This window comes from Megasphaera lornae, from assembly GCF_000214495.1.
Lineage (GTDB): Bacteria > Bacillota > Negativicutes > Veillonellales > Megasphaeraceae > Megasphaera > Megasphaera lornae.
In genome coordinates, this window is sequence record NZ_AFIJ01000007.1 from 53,359 (window position 1) to 70,704 (window position 17,346).

Sequence of the window (17,346 nt, forward strand, 5' to 3'; positions counted from 1 at the left end):
ACGGTTCTCCTTTATTCTTTAGTAGTCAAAAGCATGACATCAATCGTATCGGGAGTTACAGTGACGCCATTAACAAACGGCATTTCCAATTTCCAGGTTTTGTTTTTAGTAATGCCCGTAACGGAAACAGCGGGTAAATCCCAATGATCCAAAGACTGTAATTGTGCGGCATCCCCACGTAACGTAACGGTCTTAGGATTGGCAATGACGTTTTTTTCTGTCAATCCCTTATGAAATGTACCCCGCGTATGTACTACGACAGGAACTTCTTTCGTTGCCGCATTCGGTTCCAAATTCACTGCCACACTGGTCTGCCACGGGGTTACCGTTAAGCCTTCTACAACAGTGCCGTCGGCACGCAACAACCGCACCGGAGTCATTGCGGTAAAACCGTCGGGTTTATCACTTATACCGACTTCCACCATCGCATTATCAACCTGACGCACCAAACGTCGAGCCCCGCTGACCGTAACTTTTTGCGGTAATACGGATATGTTGCCGACATACGCATTGCCGTTTACCTGCCCGCGAATATGCGGTGTAACGCTGAATTCTTTTACAGCATACACATCAATAAGTACGGTAGCCCGATTTTGACTCTGTTTTTTCAATTCTGTTCCGCCGGGAATTTCCACATGAATAGGAGCCTCTACAGTCCCCTCTTTCACTGCCGATAAATCAACATACGCTTTAATAGACGAAGGATCAATATTAATAATGGTATTACGCGGTCCCGCCAAACGCACATACACCGACCGCGGTACATGAGATGCTATATATCGTGAATCCAGATTTTCCACTGCTACCGGAACCGTATAGCTGCCTTCACTTGTCGGATTCTGCTCGCCGATAATAACAAACCATAAAAAAACCGCTACTACCAGACAAATAAGCTTAACTTGCCACTTTTTTTCAATTCGCGTCATTATTTTGCCGGCCTCCATTTAAAAATATTCGTCCACCCCTGCGGTGCCGGGCGCAAAAAGTTTAATAAAATTTTTTGCAAACTTTTTACCTCTAAATGACGATAAATATGTCCCCCATATGTATACGAAATAGCGCCGGTTTCTTCACTGACCACGACTACCACGGCATCGGCCATTTCACTGATACCAATCGCCGCTCGATGTCGCGTTCCCAATTCAGTCGACAAAGAGCGATCGGATGTCAACGGCAATAAGCAGGCGGCCGCCATAATTTTATTTTCCCGAATAATAACGGCCCCGTCATGAAGCGGTGTATTGGGGATAAAAATATTGCCTAATAACTCTCGAGAAACGGTCCCGTCAATAAAAATTCCCGTATCAATGTAATCATTTAATCCGACTTCCCGTTCAAATACCAACAAAGCGCCTGTCCGTGTTTTGGATAAAGACTCGGTAACAGCTGCAATTTCTTCTACTAAACGGTTTAATTCTTCCGTATTAATGCCCTGCCCGGAACGCAAAAAACGGCCTCGACCGATTTGTTCCAATGCCCGACGCAACTCCGGTTGAAACACTACCGGTAAGGCAACTAAAATAACCGTCATGCCCTGTTGTAACAACCAATTAATAACATGTAAATCCAATACTTTGCTGACTACCGTTACCGCTCCCAAAACAAGCAGCCCTTTAATTAAAGCCACAGCACGTGTATTACAAATCAAATAATACAATTTATACAAAACAAAGGCCACCAGTAAAATATCCACTATGTCAAGCAACCGAAAACTGCTGATAAACCCTTGAATCGGCACATACATATTCATCGTTTTTGAGCTCCCTCAACGAACTTACATAATTATGTTTTATTGTACACTATTTTTTTTATAAAAGAAAGACAATGACGCATTTTCCTCAATGGCGTCTGAACAACGACCCCAATCGTTCCACAACGGAAGAGCTGGAATGATTCACCTTCGGAAAACGACGCAACGATGTATTTTGTTCAATCAATGATAAAAAGTCATCCATCGCTTTTTCCATAGCCGCTAATTGCTCCCAATCCAATTGTTCCAAAACCGCTGAAGTATGCTCCGCCGCTTCCAACTGCCCATGCAAACGGGAAAAATCATATGCCGCTACCGTTTGAGGCGAACAGGTTCTATCCAACAATACCCGACATTGTTCCCATAACGAAACCCTTGACACTTGTACAGCCTCTATTTGTACCATCCAACGTTCCAATACACACGCAAAAAAGTTTTGTAACGAAAGAAATGCGGCCCGTTCATACCGCCGTGCTAAAAAATCGCCTTTTTTTGTCCCTTTTTTCCAATATTCTTCCGCCCTATGTCGCATAGATAAATAATCCTGCCACAATTCCGCATAAATGCACTGCTTCCAAACATGCATATCCCCATTTCCGAAAATGGTTACATCCAATCTTGATTTCACCTGCTGTTCTCCTTTACTGGCGACATATAATATGCACACACGAAAAGACTCTCGATCATTCGAGAGTCTTTTCGCACTGTTTTTACACGTCTTCATCGTGTTTACATTGCCGCATACGTCCGGCCTGTTCCATGCGCTCCAAAATAACCGTATAGCCGCCCGCACCGTGCTGAAGACAACGATTAATACGGCTAATTGTAGCCGTACTGACGCCGGTTTTTTTCACAACATCTTCATAACTGTCCCCATTTTTTAACATACGGGCAACTTCCAGCCGGGCCGACATGGCTTTCCTTTCTGCAATTGTGCAAAGATCCTCAAAAAAATCATGGCATTCCTGCACATTCCGTAATTCCAAAATAGCGGCAAAAAGTTGTGCATGTGCCGCATCTTGCCGACTTTTTTCGGCACTCATAGGCGCCACCTCTCACTTTATTAATTTACTATACTAAATCTTCTATTTTATTATAAAACAGCCCCTTCTGAATGTCGATAGTTTACATAGCAAAGAGATCCATTTGCTCATCTTCCGGCAACTCCTTCAGACACCCGGCTTCCGTCATGACATCCAACAAAGATTGCCCTATTTTTCCGCGCAATCGCAAATCTTCTTTGGAAGAAAAGGGCGCTTTTTCACGAGCCGCCACAATTTGTTCCGCCACATTATCCCCTAAGCCGTCAATCGCCGTAAAAGGAGGTAATATTTTCCCGTCACAAATAATAAACTTTTTAGCTTGCGAACGGTGAATATCCACATTTAAGAAAGAAAAACCTCGTAAGCTCATTTCTACTGCCAATTCCAACGCCGAGTACAAATCCGTTTCTATTTTTGAAGCTTTCGTTCCCTTGGCCTCGATGTCCTTCATCACCTTTTTTTGTACTTCCAACCCATGAATCATAGCGGACAATTTAAAGGCCTTGGCACGAATCGTGAAATATGCCGCATAGTAAGCCAACGGATAATGAATCTTAAACCAGGCAATCCGAAACGCCATCATAACATAGGCGACCGCATGCGCACGCGGGAAAAGATAGCCGATTTTTTTACAGGACTCAATAAACCAGTCGGGAATATTACCGGCTTTTAATTCCCCCTCAAAATCCGTTGTCTTTTCACCTACCTTGTTGACCTTATCTATGCCCTTTCCCTTCCGCACATTTTCCATCACTTTAAAACTTGTTTTCGGCTGAATCCCGTGCTGAATTAAATAGTTCATAATATCATCTCGCGTAGACACCGCTTCTTTTAACGGTACCGTTCCGGAGGTAATCAAATCCTGCGCATTATTCAACCATACATCCGTTCCATGTGAAAAACCGGAAATACGCACTAATTCAGAAAAGGTTTTCGGTTTAGTATCCAGTAACATTTTCCGCACAAACGATGTACCGAATTCAGGTATTCCCAAACTCCCTACAGGCGACCCCAATTCTTCCGACGTCAATCCCAAGGCTGCGGGACTGCAAAATAAGCTCATCGTTTCCGCATCATCAAAGGCGATCGTACGAGCGTCTACACCGGTTAAATCTTCCAACATACGAATAACGGTCGGATCATCATGTCCTAAAATATCCAACTTTACCAACCGACCTTCAATCGAATGATAGTCAAAATGCGTGGTAATAATACCGCTATCTTTCTTATTCGCCGGATATTGTACAGGGGTAAAATGATGCACATCCATATCTCGCGGAATAACCATCACCCCGCCGGGATGCTGCCCGGTCGTATTTTTCACGCCCGTACATCCGCTGACCAGACTGTTGATATACGCATCATTTACCTTAATACCGCGTTTTTCCGCCCACTTCATAACATACCCGTACGCCGTCTTATCTTTAACGGCGCCGATAGTCCCTGCACGAAATACATTGTCTTTACCGAACAATTCTTCAGTGTACTTATGCGCTTGGGGATGATATTCCCCGGAGAAATTCAAATCAATATCCGGAACTTTATCCCCATCGAAACCTAAGAAAATCGCAAAAGGTATATTATGCCCATCTTTATGTAAAGAAGCACCGCAATGCGGGCATTTTTTATGAGGCAAATCAAAACCGCCCCCCACTTCACCCTTGATAAAAAACTCGCTGTACTGACAAGAGGGGCATACATAATGCGGCGGCAACGGATTCACTTCCGTAATATCGGCCATCGTGGCTACAAACGACGAACCTACCGAGCCTCGCGATCCTACCAGATAACCGTCGTCATGCGAATGCTTAACCAATTTATGCGCAATATAATATAGCACACCGAAACCATTTCCTAAAATAGAAGTAAATTCTTCTGTCAGACGATCCGCAACAATCTTAGGCAACGGATTGCCATATAGTTTATAAGCCTTATCATAACACATTTTTTTCAACGCTTCTGAAGAACCTGCTATTTTCGGAAAATACAACGTTTCTTTCGGAATAGGACGTACGTCTTCAATCATTTCATTAATTTTGTTGGTATTGGTAATCACCACTTCGCGAGCCCGTTCTTCTCCTAAATAAAAAAATTCTTTTAACATTTCATCGGTTGTATGAAAATATAAATCGGGCTGATATTGAGCATCTTCAAAACCTTTACCGGTCATTAAAATTTCCCGATAAATTTTATCTTCCGGATTCAGAAAATGAGCATCTCCCGTAGCAACCGTTAATTTTCCCAGTTCATCACCGATTTTTAACACTGTGCGATTTATATTACGCAACCCTTCTTCATCTTTTACCAAGCCTTCCCGCACTAAAAAACCGTTATTGGATATAGGCTGTATTTCTAAATAATCATACCACGAAGCAATCCGTTTCAACTCTTCATACGGTAATTTTTTTTGTACCATAGAACGAATTAATTCTCCGGCTTCACATGCCGAACCCAAAATTAACCCTTCCCTATATTCATTTAATATGGCTCGGGGAATCCGCGGTCGTCCGCGATAAATATATTTCAAATGGGAAATACTCACCAATCTGTACAAATTACGAATACCCACCTGATTTTTCGCCAAAATAATAATATGATACGAACGATCAATCCGATCGTCAAATAAATACCCTTCCATGCCATAAATAACTTTTACCTGATTGGACTTATCCGTAGAAATTTCCTGTAATAACGGAAAAGATTGCACCACTCCGTGGTCGGTGACCGCCACTGCCGGATGGTGCCATTTTTTTACCGTTTTAATTAATTGTTTAACCGTAATCAACGCATCCATATCACTCATAACCGTATGCAAATGAAGTTCTACACGCGGGGTCGGATTCGTATCTTCACGAACGACCGTTTCATCGTCGGCAACTAAAATATCCTGTACATTCAATACATAATCATTTTGATACGTATCATATTGCACATCGCCACGTACGGAAACATACGAACCGACGGACAATTGTTTTTGTAATCTTTCATACGCCTCGGGGGAAATGCTTTGCTTCTTTTTAAACTTACTGTTGCCCTGATTCGCAACTTCCAAAAAACGCTTAGCCGAAATCCCGTTAGTTTTATCGGCCATTTGGAATGTTAATAAAATTCTTTTTGATTTTAACAGACGAAAATCAACATTAACAACTTTCCCCTTAAAAATCACTTGATTACGCTCTTCTCCCAGCACGCTGTTAATAGCAACGGGATCGCCGGTAAAAAATTTACCGTACAATACCTTACTGTTTTGTCCGGTCTTATTGCCCTTACCGCTGCCGGAATCCGGGAGTCGTTCCGCCGCCCGACAAGCTTTTCGATATGTTTCATCATATATATCGGGCGTTTCTTCATATAACGCTTCATAACAATCTTCATGCGGAATGTCGTATCCCTCTAAATCATCGGTATAAAAATCGGCTACAGACTGCAGTACTTCATCCGCCTCCGTTGCCGCTTCTTCCGGCATTACCGTCGCTTCTATGGTTACCGTCCCTTGCAGGCCCAATGTACGGCATACTAAAAGACGTAAGGTCTCCATATCGGTAACAGGATGTGCGGATATAGTATGCACCTGCCAGCGCGGTTCCGGTGACTGCAAACATATTTCAGTAATGCGCACTTGTTCCTTCCCCGTATTTTCTACCCATATTTCGTTTTTAGGAACAATATGCCAAACGTCCATCTTCTCTATCCCCTTTCAATGCCGACTGTCCCTATCGTTTGCCACTGCTGTATAAGCATAATAACGGCCCCATATCCGCTTCTTTGGCAATCCCTCGACGAAGATTAACCTGCAACTTAAAAATGGCGGCAATAAGTTCTCTCAGCTCTTTTATTGTCCAATACTTTTCCTTTTTTTTCAAGTGCCATACGATTCCCTTTACATTACACCCCTTATTAATTTCCTGCATAAGCGCTACAGCTTGCCGTTCACTCATTCCCATAGCCGTCAATTCTTTATATTCCAACAATATATGCAATTGGGTCAATATAGCACCGACACTTTTTAAAAATACTTTAGGGTTAAAAAGACCCGGAAAAAACGATACAATTTCCGCCGTTTTACGTGAAAAAAAGAAGTCTAAAAAAGAAAATATATTTTTTTCCACCGCCCCCGAAAACATGCCCTGCAAATCCGCTACATCCAATACCGCTTCCGCCTCCGCTTGTAAACATATACGCTGAATTTCTGTATAAATATATTGCAACGAAATATCCTGCCAAGTAGCGAATAAATTTTGTAAATATTGCGTACCTTGTGCCGTCAACGTATGTCCCTGCTCCTGAAAAAACGCGTTTACATACCGCATGATTTCCTTACTGCTTACAGGCGGACAATACCAAACCGTTGCCAACGCGGACAATGCGCGAAAAAAAGGATCTTTTTCATCCAACATACCCTCCCTATAAAAAAGCAACCCGTTTTCTTCAGGAAAATGCGCCAACCGCTGTAAAAACCATTCTTCTTCCGCCGTCATTTTTTTGCGGGAAGCCCCTTTATGTTTACCGCGTAATAATGTATCTTCCCGACAAATCGTCACGGCAGCCCGACAAAATAACCCGGTTTCTCCTATCATTTCCGCCAAACGTGACAGGGAGATATCTCGTTCCGCCGTTTGTATATCCATATCCGCCCCTGCCCGTTGTCGACAAGCTTGTAAAAATTCCCGGCGATGCCGCTCCCGCAAATACGATTCCGTACCGTATATAATAGCTATTTGCTTCATTCTCTTGCTCCTTTATAAGTTTCCCAAAGCCACCGGTTGCGTACATAAGTCATCCGCACGCGTCCGTCCGTTGCCGGCGCAAAACAGTATACGCCCTTATACGCCGCCGCCTGTTTCCATGCCGCACAAGCTTCCCGCCCCTTATAAGGACAATGCACAATCCATGCGCAAACGCCCTCCGGCATAGTAAAAAACTCTGTTTTATCCGCTTTAAAAACTTCCACACAAGCCCCTGCGGGAAATCTATCTTCCTTCCGTCCCCAGCTTAAATAATACGGCTGACGCCCGGAAAAAACAGTACATCCGGGAGGTCTGCCGAAACACTGTCGCACCTTTCCCGCAGTCAAATACGGCGCCAATTGGCGGGCCGTATTTTTCGTATCTTTGCCGCTTACAGTACAGGCATCCAAAGCAAAAATTCCTTCATATTGTAAAGCGGGGATAACCGTATACGATATATCTTCCCCTGAACTGAAATTTTCTTTATTATACCACAAGCGAACCCGATTATCTGCGGTTACGGCACAAACCGCACTGTCTCTTCCGAAATCAAAGCTATACACAGTAATCGCCGGTGCCGTCAGCCAAGCGACCATTTGACCGCTTACCCAAACGACCGAACTTAGTCCCGCGGCAATATACCCTTGCCGTTTTTTTAAAAACACCGCCCCGGCAGCAATATACCAAGCGGCTGCGGTCGTCACGGATAGTGCGCCGTGCCAATAACGACTATACGGGAAAGCCGCCAAACAGGCATTTCCCTGTATGGCCCAAGTTAATAACCATTGCAGCGGATATAAGAATATATCTCCCAACGGCGTCCATATACTGCCCGTTATGACACTTCCCAACCCTAAAAGAATGACCAAATCCAACACCGGTGCAACCAATAAATTAGCAATAAAGGAATATACAGGCAACGCTTGAAAGGAAGCCAACACCAACGGCATCACCAAAATTTGTGCAGACGCACATAACGCCAAACTTTCCCGCAAAAAGGAAGGGAACCGCTGCAAAATAAATTGAAATTTGGAATACCACAAAAGAATTCCCGCCGAAGCTCCGCAAGACAAACGAAAACTGAGATCAAATACCATAAACGGATTATATAACAACATCCCCGCTATTGCGATTCCTAAAGCTTGACACCCCATATACCGACGCTTTAAAACCACCCCGTATGCACTGATAAGCCCCATAATAAGGGAACGTACTACAGGCGCTGCAAACTCGGACAAGGCGCCATAGGTACATACAATGCCTACTAAAAAAATAAACCGCACGCGTTGAGGCCATCCCAAACGTCGACCGATAACTTGTAATGCCGCAAATAATAAAGCCATATGAGAACCGGAAACCGATAAAATATGAATCAAACCGGTAGCGGCAAACTGGCGAATTAACGCAGGCGGCAACTCATCATAATGCCCTCCGAACAATAAACTGCTTAAAATTCGCGCCTTCTCTGTCGGTAATACCCGACAAAATCGGTGATACAGCGTTTCCCGCACACGCTGTACGTAATATCTGCGTCCCTTGCCGTTCTGTAACAATTGCATATCGGCTATTTTTTTTACCCGTAACCTGCCGACGATATTACGTTCCCGATCTTTATGAAACCGATCATACGTACCGGGATTCATCGTATACGTCAAAGGACGCAATACCCCGGCAACTTGAACGGTACTGCCGATACCGATACGGGGAGAAGAGGGCAAAGTCACATATATATTGCCGCCGTTTCCGGAAGCATACGGCACTTCTCGCCCGATTCCCACCTTCTCCGCCTGCATAATATAGGTGACCATCGATCCCCGTTCATCAATATAAGAGGCACGCTTTTCGAGTATAGTTCCCATGACTTGCAACGGTTTACCGAACCGATTTTCCCATTCTTTACCATACGCATCGCCCACTTGTCCCATTCGCAACATACCGATTGCCATAGCAAGAATAGTCACCGTTACATACAAAAACAACGAGCGACGAAAGAGCACACTGCCTACGCAACCTATCCCCAATACCATCCAACCGCCTATATACGGAATTGTCATCCACGCATATCCCAGCATACCGACGGCGGTCCCGACAGCCGCTACAGGTCCCCAATATATCATACGCGTATTTTATCTTTCAGCTCTTCATATTTACTATCTCCGATGCCTTTAACTTGCCGCAAATCTTCTCCTTGCATAAACGGACCGTGTTGGTTGCGATATTTCACAATTTTTTTTGCCGTAGCCATACCGATTCCCGGAAGCGTCGCCAATTTTTCCGCCGAAGCTCCATTAATATTAATCGTATCTTCATTTTCCGGAGGCGCCGTCGGTACTCCCGTTAACGTATACGGAATATGAATATGCATACCGTCTTTAATACGAGCTGCCAAATTTACCGCATGCACATCGGCATAAGCAACAACACCGCCGGCCGCCTGTACCGCTTCCCCTTGTCGTACGGTTTCAGAAAAAGAATATAAGCCGGGATGCCGTACAGCTCCGGTAACGAATACATACACCGGCGCATCTTCCGGCACCGTCATTTGCGGCACCGGTTGTGCCATACTCTCTGTAACGTTCCACCATCGTACAGTGCCGAAAATAATTCCGAAAAACACGACGACACCGAGCATAATATTACGTGCCACCATAAAAAAGACCTCCTTCTTCATTTGCTGTTACTCTTATTGTAAGAAGAAAGAAGGTCTATGACTATAAAAATAAGACGATATTCATTTTATCATCACATAAGACTGAAAAAAATAACATTTCATGAAACGACATATGCTATGTTTCATTACCACCCCTTACGTCGCTGCCAAAAAGACGGCATCAATAATGCCAACACGGTAAATGATTCCAACCTGCCCATCAACATGGATACACAAACAATGACTTTCCCGAAGGCCGGTAACGCGGCATATGTGCAAGTTGCGCCGAAAATACCGAAAGCCGGACCGCAACTTCCCATCGTGGAAATACTCACTCCCAATGCCGCAAATAAAGGAACGCCGTTCCAAGTCAACAAGATGGTCCAAAGCAAGTCCAACATGACATATACAAAGAAAAAACGGGCTACACCTAAAATAAGATCCGAAGAAACTTCGCTGTGATTAGAACGTACTTGCACAACAACCCCGGGATGTATTTTCTGCCGTACCGCTTCCCGAATCATATGACATAGCAACATCACCCTCGTTACTTTAAACCCGCCGGCAGTAGAACCGCCGCAACCGCCTATAAACATCAATCCCAGAATAACTAATTTAGAAAAAGAAGGCCACGTATCAAAGTCGGCAGATACGAAACCGGTAGAAGAAGATAATGAGACAGCTTGAAAAGCGGCCTGTCGCAGCGCCGTCGGCGGCGCCATGCCCATTTGCCATATTAAATTCAAGGTGATAGCAATAGCCGCCGCTACTACAATCCCCAAATAACAGCGAAATTCCGTATCCTGTAACAGTACTCGTATACCTCGCTGTCGTACCGCCACATAGATGCCGAAGTTAGCACTGGACAACAGCATAAACACGATTAAGACGCCTTCGATAAGGGGACTGTGAAAATGAGCCGCGCTGTCATTATACGGAGAAAAACCGCCCGTAGCAATCGTAGAAAAAGCATGTTCCAAAGCCGCTAAAAAAGACAGTCCGCAACACTTTAACGCCGCAAAAGCCAGCATCGTAAGCCCTACATATACCCGAAAAAGCGCCCGTGCCATCTCTTTAATCCGCGGCAACGCCCGTGCAGAAGAAGGACCCGTGCTTTCTGCGTTAAACAAATGAATCGTTCCTCGACCCATTTGCGGAAATAAGGCAATAAAAATTACAATAATGCCCAATCCTCCCAGCCAATGCGTTTCCGCCCGCCAAAGCAAAATACCGGCAGGTACATGTGTCAAGTCATTAAACACGGTTGCACCCGTACCGGATAAACCGGAAATACTTTCCAATATGCCGTCCAATATAGATAAATACCCGCCGACGGTATACGGAAGCATTCCTAAAAATGTAACTAAAATCCACCCTAATGTCGTAATTGCCAGGCCCTCACGCACGGTTAAATCGGCGGTTGCGGCGCGGCCATACCGCCGTAACAGACTGCCCGTCACACCGGCTGCCGCAATCGCCGTCAAAAAAGGAGCCAAAGCCTGTTCTCCGGAACCGATTGCCGCCCCCAAAGGCAATAGTAACGCCAATGCGACCGCCCATGACAATTTCCCCAAAATATATGAAATCACTTTACTATCCATTTTTGCTCCTACCACCGCCGTCTAATGTAGCCTATCCCGGATTGCAATATAATCAAGAAAGAAAAAATTTCCATTTTTCCCACGATCATAACCAAGGCGCAGTATACTTTCGTCCAGGCCGGTAACGCCCGGATCGTTATATTCCCGAAAAGATGTGCCGTTGTCCCGCTGCCGGACAACGCGCCCGCCGCCAATCCCATAGCCGTCAACGGCTGCACACCGCTGCCGGCAATAACGACGGCCGAAATAAAAAACACCCCTATAAATAAGAAAAAATATCCGGTAATACGACTGACAATCTTTCTGTCTACAGGCACGGAATTAACTTTTAAACAGGTCACCATCTGCGGATGCAACGTACGTTTCATCTCCTGTGCCGCCAACTTAAAGAGAATAATACCGCGCATAATCCGTAAACCGCCGGCAACCGAACCGATGCAACCTCCTACTAAAGAAGATAAAAACAAAATAAATTTAGAAAAATCCGGCCACTGCTGTATATTGGTGACAAAAAAACCGGCAGTAGATAAAAAAGAAACAACTTGAAAAAAACTGTATCGTAAAGCTAATCGCAAGGTATAGCCTTGATGACAACACAAATCGGCAGTAATAAGTAATGAAAGAATCGCCAAAATACCGACAAAAACCCGACTTTCCACATCCGTATATACCGCTTTAAGGCAATGGAGAAATCCGCCTTTACTGTAAAGCAAAAAATTTCCGCCCCCCGCCAACATGCCTGCGATCCCGACTATTTCTACAGAAAACCGATGGTAATACCGAAAATCCGCCCCCGTATCACCGCCGCCCGTAGATACGGTTAATAAAGACTGATACAGTGCCTGTTGCCACGATAATCCCGCTTGACTATATAACCAAACCAATACGAGAGAAAAAAACGCATACACGAATGCCAAACGCCGTGCCCTTTCTTCCATTTGATGAATTACAGGACTGAAACTCATTCCTTGACGTGCGGACAAAAATAGCCCGAAACACCCGCTGACTTGCGGCACAACCGTCACCAATAAAATAATAAAATGAAGCCCGCCCAACCACTTCAACATACATTGCCAAGTAAACAGACACGGCATTTGTTGCCATAAATCAGGATATAAAGATAATCCCGTCGTCGTACAGGCAGATACACTTTCAAAAAATGCGTCGCTGATAGAATACGCACCCGTCAAATAAAAGGGCACCGCTCCCAGTATACTCATAATAAGCCATAGAAAAGCCATGTAAAAAGCGCTTTCCCGCACGTGAATACTACGACGATGCCGTCGGGAAACATACTGCAATATACCGGCACTTCCCAACGCCACTAACGCGGGAATACATAAATACACGGCGTGCGCCTGCCGAAACCCTTGTGCCGCCAGCCAAGTAATGCCGAACACGCCGCCGTCCACCCATAACATGCGTCCTAAGAGAAATGAAAACATCCTGCCGTTCATCTTAGTCCCTACCTTTAAAATATGCCATAACTTTTTTAGAATGTGCCGTTTCCGTGACAATAATAGCTCTATCGCCTTCCTGTAAAACAGAATTCCCATTAGGAATGTACGTTTGTCCCTCCCGTACATACGCACACACCAAACACTCTCGCGGTAAAGAAATATCCATTAATCGCCGATTAACTACAGGCGCCCCGGCACGTACCAATACCTCGACAGCTTCAGCTTTGGCGCCTTCCAATAAAGAAACGGAAATAACGCCCCCTTGCCGTGCCAAAGCCAATACTTCACTGGCCGATAACAATCGGGTAGATAATACCACATCGACGCCGACTTTTTCCATCAAATCGCTGTATTCCGTTCGCGACACACGAACAATCGTTTTTTTGGCCCCTAAATGTTTCGCAATTAATGCCAACATTAAATTAAGACGATCATCATCGGTTACACAAATCACCGCATCCGCTTCGGCAATGCCCTCTTGCTCCAACAATTCAATATCCGTACCGTCTCCGCAAATCGCCATACTGCGGGATAATTTTTCCGCTACCAACAAACTGCGTTCCTTATCTTTATCCAGTATCTTCACATATACATCCTGCTGATCCAACATAGGCGCTAAAAATCTTCCGGTACGACCGGCCCCGATAATCATTACGCGTTCCATTCGCTTCGCCTTCTTTTGCATAAAGGCCTTGCTGAATTTTTCAATTGCCTTGGGATTTCCTACAAAATACGCATTATCTTCAGGTAACAACCGATCCTCTCCGTGAGGAATCAACATTTGATGCGACCGAAAAATCATGGCGACTAAAATATCTTTAGGAATTTCCAAATCTTTAAACGGAATATGTATTAAGGAAGATTGCCCGGACATTTTCGTTTCCAACATACGCACTTTACCATTGGCAAAATCTTCTACATTTAAAGCCGCCGGCGTCATCAAAATACGATTGATTTCTTTCGCCGTAATTAATTCGGGATTCAACAAACGATCAATGTCAAAATTTTCTTTTAAATAATCTCGCGCTTCCGACAGAAACTGCATGTCGCGAATGCGGGCCGCCGTGTACTTTACGCCATGCTTTTTAGCTAAAATACACGCTACCATATTCACTTCATCAATCGCCGTAGCCGCTACCAACATATCGGCTCCCCGAATATCCGGGTCATTCATCGTAATCGGACTGGCACCATTGGCGGCAATCGTCAACACATCCAAATTATTTTTTACTACTTCCAGTCGTTCTTCATCATGATCCACAACAACTACATCAAATTGTTCATTCGATAATAACTCGGCAATGCTGTACCCGAGTTTTCCGGCGCCGATAATGACAATACGCACAATAATCACCTCAAAAAAGGACCTATCCCCTATACTCATACTGTAATATACCACAAAGGAAAAAAAGTGGCAATTTTCCCCGAATTACGTTCCTAAAAACATCGGCAGAATCGGGTTCTTACCGATTCTGCCGATGTTTTTTTGAAAAAGTAATCTACATATACTATTTACAAAGTACCTTCTGTTTTTCTTTAATTTTCCCAATCAATATACAAATATTGCTTAACAAACAACGCCCGCGTTGCATTTAAAATAGCAATAATCATTACGCCTACATCCGCAAAAATAGCCAGCCACATATTAGCAATCCCTAACGCCCCCAACAGTAAACAGAGCAATTTAATGCCGATGGCAAAATAAATATTTTGATACACAATACGCAAACATTTCTTAGCAATATTGATCGCTGACGCCACTTTACGAGGATCATCATCCATCAGCACCACATCGGCAGCTTCTATGGCGGCATCCGACCCCATAGCCCCCATGGCAATCCCTATATCGGCACGCGATAAAACAGGAGCGTCATTAATCCCGTCGCCGACAAATGCCAATTTTCCCTTTCCGTTTATGTGTTGTAAAAGGTCTTCCACTTTACGCACCTTATCTTCCGGCAATAACTCACTGTATACTTCATCCAGCGCCAAAACCCGTGCGGTTTCTTCCGCAACCGGCCGAATATCCCCTGTAAGCATAACTGTTTTTTTAACCCCGGCCTGTTTTAACGCGTCTATAGCCATTTTCGATTCTACCTTTATCGTATCGGAAATAACAATGTGTCCGGCATATGCGTGCCGAATTGCCACGTGAATAATAGTGCCTATACTGCTGCAAGCAATCGCCTTAATCCCCAATGACTGCATAAGCTTTTCATTACCGACGGCAACGGGAATCCCGTCTACTACCGCCTGTACCCCGTTACCGCTCAGTTCCTTAATATCCTTCACCCGCTTCGCATCTATTACTTTGCCGTAAGCTTTTTGCAAACTGCGACTGATAGGATGGGAAGAAGCACATTCGGCTAAAGCGGCAAATTCCAATATTTTTTCTTCTTCCAACGTCGTATGGTGTAACGCTTTCACTTCAAACGTACCGGCCGTCAAAGTCCCTGTTTTATCAAATACGGCGACTTCCGTTTTGGCCAAGGTTTCCAAATAATTGGAGCCTTTAATTAAAATACCGCCCCGACCGGCACCGCCAATTCCGGCAAAAAAGCTGAGCGGTATACTGATCACCAAGGCACAGGGGCAACTAATAACCAAAAACGTAAGTGCCCGATAAATCCATTCTTCCCATAAAGGCGTCATACCCAATATTCCCCAACGAACGAGGGGCGGAATAACGGCCAATGCTAACGCTCCATAACAGACAGCCGGCGTATATACACGGGCAAATTTAGAAATAAATGCTTCCGATTTCGACTTACGTGAACCGGCATTTTCCACTAAATCCAAAATTTTAGACGCCGTAGATTCCTCAAATTCTTTCGTCGTCCGGATTTTTAATACCCCTGTTAAATTAATACAGCCACTAATGACCTCTATTCCTTTTTCAGCCAGCCGCGGCACACTTTCACCGGTCAAGGCTCCGGTATTCAGCGTCGAAGTACCTTCTTCCACGACCCCGTCAATAGGAATCTTTTCTCCCGGTCTCACTATAATGATAGAACCCGGAGCCACTTCATCCGGATCTACTTTTACCGTATGCCCGTCCGCATCTTCTATATTGGCATAATCCGGCCGAATATCCATGAGTTCACTAATATTTTTTCTACTCTTGCCTACCGCATAATTCTGAAACAAGTCGCCGATTTGATAAAATAACATAACGGCGACCGCTTCCGTATAATCCCCCACTTTATAGACGGCAAGAATAAACGCGCCTATCGTAGCCACCGACAAGAGAAAATTTTCATCAAATACTTGTCCGTTCCGAATTCCCTTCCAGGCTTTACAGACAATGTCGCCCCCGATAATCACATAGGGAATCCCGTATAAAAGCAATCGTATCCATCCGTTCGCCGCCACTTGTGAAAGCAGCACTAATAATACGGCAGTTACTATAATACGCAATACTCGTATTTTCCGTTTCTTATTCATTGCAATCTCCTTTATCTTAATCATATGAGTATCTGTTCATATATATAGCGGAAAAAAAGGCGACATAAGCCGCCTCCATATGCTACATCAAGATTTCCCCGTCCGATGTAGCCTTCTTACAGTTCGCAATAGCGAGCGACATTACCTCTTGCGGATTCATACCGTCTTCAAATTCCACTTTCAATTTCAAGGTCATAAAATTTAATACAGCATCTTTTACACCGGCCGTATTTTTTACGGCATATTCCATCTTGTTCGCACAGTTTGCACAGTCCACATCTACTTTATACGTTTTCTTCATACTACCTACCCCTTCCGTAATAATGATAATCATGTTCAAATGAACATATGATTATGTGTTCATTTGTTGTTTATAATATACCGGAATTCTTCTATCTTGTCAATATATCCGAAAAAAAAACCGGCACCCTAATAGGAACCGGTTTACTGGTTTTATTCCAAGTATTCTTACGCTTTTACTACATTAGCAGCTTGCGGACCGCGTGCGCCTTCCTGCACATCAAATTCCACTTCTTGACCTTCTGCTAACGATTTGAAACCGTCTTCTTGGATAGCTGAAAAATGTACAAATACATCGCCGCCACCATCTTTTTCAATAAAACCGTAACCTTTTTCTGCGCTAAACCATTTTACTTTACCGTGCATGACAA

The 17,346-nt window shown here is 44.2% G+C and carries 14 protein-coding genes; all 14 read right to left on the reverse strand.

Translation table 11 applies throughout. The features are described from left to right. Positions 1 to 11 precede the first annotated feature (11 nt). On the reverse strand, positions 12 to 926 hold the full coding sequence (locus HMPREF1039_RS00960; protein ID WP_007390475.1) for a CdaR family protein: 915 nt from the start codon (positions 924 to 926) through the stop codon (positions 12 to 14). Next, a complete protein-coding gene (gene cdaA, locus HMPREF1039_RS00965) occupies positions 926 to 1,744 on the reverse strand; it encodes a diadenylate cyclase CdaA (RefSeq protein WP_176603329.1) in 819 nt (272 codons plus the stop codon). Before cdaA ends, HMPREF1039_RS00960 begins: the two co-directional genes overlap by 1 nt. A gap of 94 nt (positions 1,745 to 1,838) precedes the next feature. Continuing rightward, a complete protein-coding gene (locus tag HMPREF1039_RS00970) occupies positions 1,839 to 2,378 on the reverse strand; it encodes a hypothetical protein (protein ID WP_007390563.1) in 540 nt (179 codons plus the stop codon). Positions 2,379 to 2,460: 82 nt separating this feature from the next. After that, complete coding sequence (locus tag HMPREF1039_RS00975; protein ID WP_007390503.1) at positions 2,461 to 2,793, reverse strand: YerC/YecD family TrpR-related protein; 333 nt, start codon at positions 2,791 to 2,793, stop codon at positions 2,461 to 2,463. An 82-nt stretch (positions 2,794 to 2,875) separates the two neighbouring features. Continuing rightward, positions 2,876 to 6,475, reverse strand: a complete 3,600-nt coding sequence (locus HMPREF1039_RS00980) for a PolC-type DNA polymerase III (protein ID WP_007390564.1) — start codon at positions 6,473 to 6,475, stop codon at positions 2,876 to 2,878. A 31-nt stretch (positions 6,476 to 6,506) separates the two neighbouring features. Then, on the reverse strand, positions 6,507 to 7,520 hold the full coding sequence (holA, locus tag HMPREF1039_RS00985) for a DNA polymerase III subunit delta (RefSeq protein WP_007390578.1): 1,014 nt from the start codon (positions 7,518 to 7,520) through the stop codon (positions 6,507 to 6,509). Beyond that, entirely contained in the window at positions 7,517 to 9,637 is a 2,121-nt protein-coding gene (locus HMPREF1039_RS00990; RefSeq protein ID WP_007390502.1) for a ComEC/Rec2 family competence protein, read from the reverse strand. The genes holA and HMPREF1039_RS00990 overlap by 4 nt, the downstream gene beginning before the upstream one ends. Continuing rightward, the gene (locus tag HMPREF1039_RS00995) at positions 9,634 to 10,170 is read right to left on the reverse strand and encodes a helix-hairpin-helix domain-containing protein (RefSeq protein WP_007390542.1); all 537 of its coding nucleotides are present in this window, start codon (positions 10,168 to 10,170) and stop codon (positions 9,634 to 9,636) included. Before HMPREF1039_RS00995 ends, HMPREF1039_RS00990 begins: the two co-directional genes overlap by 4 nt. A 146-nt stretch (positions 10,171 to 10,316) precedes the next feature. Continuing rightward, complete coding sequence (locus HMPREF1039_RS01000; protein WP_007390506.1) at positions 10,317 to 11,771, reverse strand: TrkH family potassium uptake protein; 1,455 nt, start codon at positions 11,769 to 11,771, stop codon at positions 10,317 to 10,319. An 8-nt stretch (positions 11,772 to 11,779) separates the two neighbouring features. After that, positions 11,780 to 13,228, reverse strand: coding sequence for a TrkH family potassium uptake protein (locus HMPREF1039_RS01005; RefSeq protein WP_007390526.1), 1,449 nt, complete (start codon positions 13,226 to 13,228; stop codon positions 11,780 to 11,782). A 1-nt stretch (position 13,229) separates the two neighbouring features. Further along, positions 13,230 to 14,576 carry a Trk system potassium transporter TrkA gene (gene trkA / locus HMPREF1039_RS01010; protein WP_039891620.1) on the reverse strand — a complete coding sequence of 449 codons (1,347 nt, stop codon included), beginning with the start codon at positions 14,574 to 14,576 and terminating at the stop codon, positions 13,230 to 13,232. Between the two features lie 191 nt (positions 14,577 to 14,767). Next, positions 14,768 to 16,675, reverse strand: a complete 1,908-nt coding sequence (locus HMPREF1039_RS01015; RefSeq protein WP_176603327.1) for a heavy metal translocating P-type ATPase — start codon at positions 16,673 to 16,675, stop codon at positions 14,768 to 14,770. Positions 16,676 to 16,757: 82 nt separating this feature from the next. Continuing rightward, a complete protein-coding gene (locus tag HMPREF1039_RS01020; RefSeq protein WP_007390459.1) occupies positions 16,758 to 17,009 on the reverse strand; it encodes a cation transporter in 252 nt (83 codons plus the stop codon). Between the two features lie 134 nt (positions 17,010 to 17,143). Beyond that, positions 17,144 to 17,341 (reverse strand): cold shock domain-containing protein, encoded by a 198-nt coding sequence (locus HMPREF1039_RS01025; protein WP_007390535.1) that lies wholly within the window; start codon positions 17,339 to 17,341, stop codon positions 17,144 to 17,146. Positions 17,342 to 17,346: the final 5 nt, after the last annotated feature.

What these genes read in the sequence shown, in the direction of transcription:
- HMPREF1039_RS01020 (WP_007390459.1), bottom strand. Translation starts at nt 17,009, where the DNA reads ATGATTATCATTATTACGGAAGGGGTAGGTAGTATGAAGAAAACGTAT.
- HMPREF1039_RS01015 (WP_176603327.1), bottom strand. Translation starts at nt 16,675, where the DNA reads ATGAATAAGAAACGGAAAATACGAGTATTGCGTATTATAGTAACTGCC.
- HMPREF1039_RS00960 (WP_007390475.1), bottom strand. Translation starts at nt 926, where the DNA reads ATGACGCGAATTGAAAAAAAGTGGCAAGTTAAGCTTATTTGTCTGGTA.
- HMPREF1039_RS00995 (WP_007390542.1), bottom strand. Translation starts at nt 10,170, where the DNA reads ATGGTGGCACGTAATATTATGCTCGGTGTCGTCGTGTTTTTCGGAATT.
- cdaA (WP_176603329.1), bottom strand. Translation starts at nt 1,744, where the DNA reads ATGTATGTGCCGATTCAAGGGTTTATCAGCAGTTTTCGGTTGCTTGAC.
- HMPREF1039_RS01025 (WP_007390535.1), bottom strand. Translation starts at nt 17,341, where the DNA reads ATGCACGGTAAAGTAAAATGGTTTAGCGCAGAAAAAGGTTACGGTTTT.
- HMPREF1039_RS00975 (WP_007390503.1), bottom strand. Translation starts at nt 2,793, where the DNA reads ATGAGTGCCGAAAAAAGTCGGCAAGATGCGGCACATGCACAACTTTTT.
- HMPREF1039_RS01000 (WP_007390506.1), bottom strand. Translation starts at nt 11,771, where the DNA reads ATGGATAGTAAAGTGATTTCATATATTTTGGGGAAATTGTCATGGGCG.
- HMPREF1039_RS00980 (WP_007390564.1), bottom strand. Translation starts at nt 6,475, where the DNA reads ATGGACGTTTGGCATATTGTTCCTAAAAACGAAATATGGGTAGAAAAT.
- holA (WP_007390578.1), bottom strand. Translation starts at nt 7,520, where the DNA reads ATGAAGCAAATAGCTATTATATACGGTACGGAATCGTATTTGCGGGAG.
- HMPREF1039_RS00990 (WP_007390502.1), bottom strand. Translation starts at nt 9,637, where the DNA reads ATGATATATTGGGGACCTGTAGCGGCTGTCGGGACCGCCGTCGGTATG.
- HMPREF1039_RS01005 (WP_007390526.1), bottom strand. Translation starts at nt 13,228, where the DNA reads ATGAACGGCAGGATGTTTTCATTTCTCTTAGGACGCATGTTATGGGTG.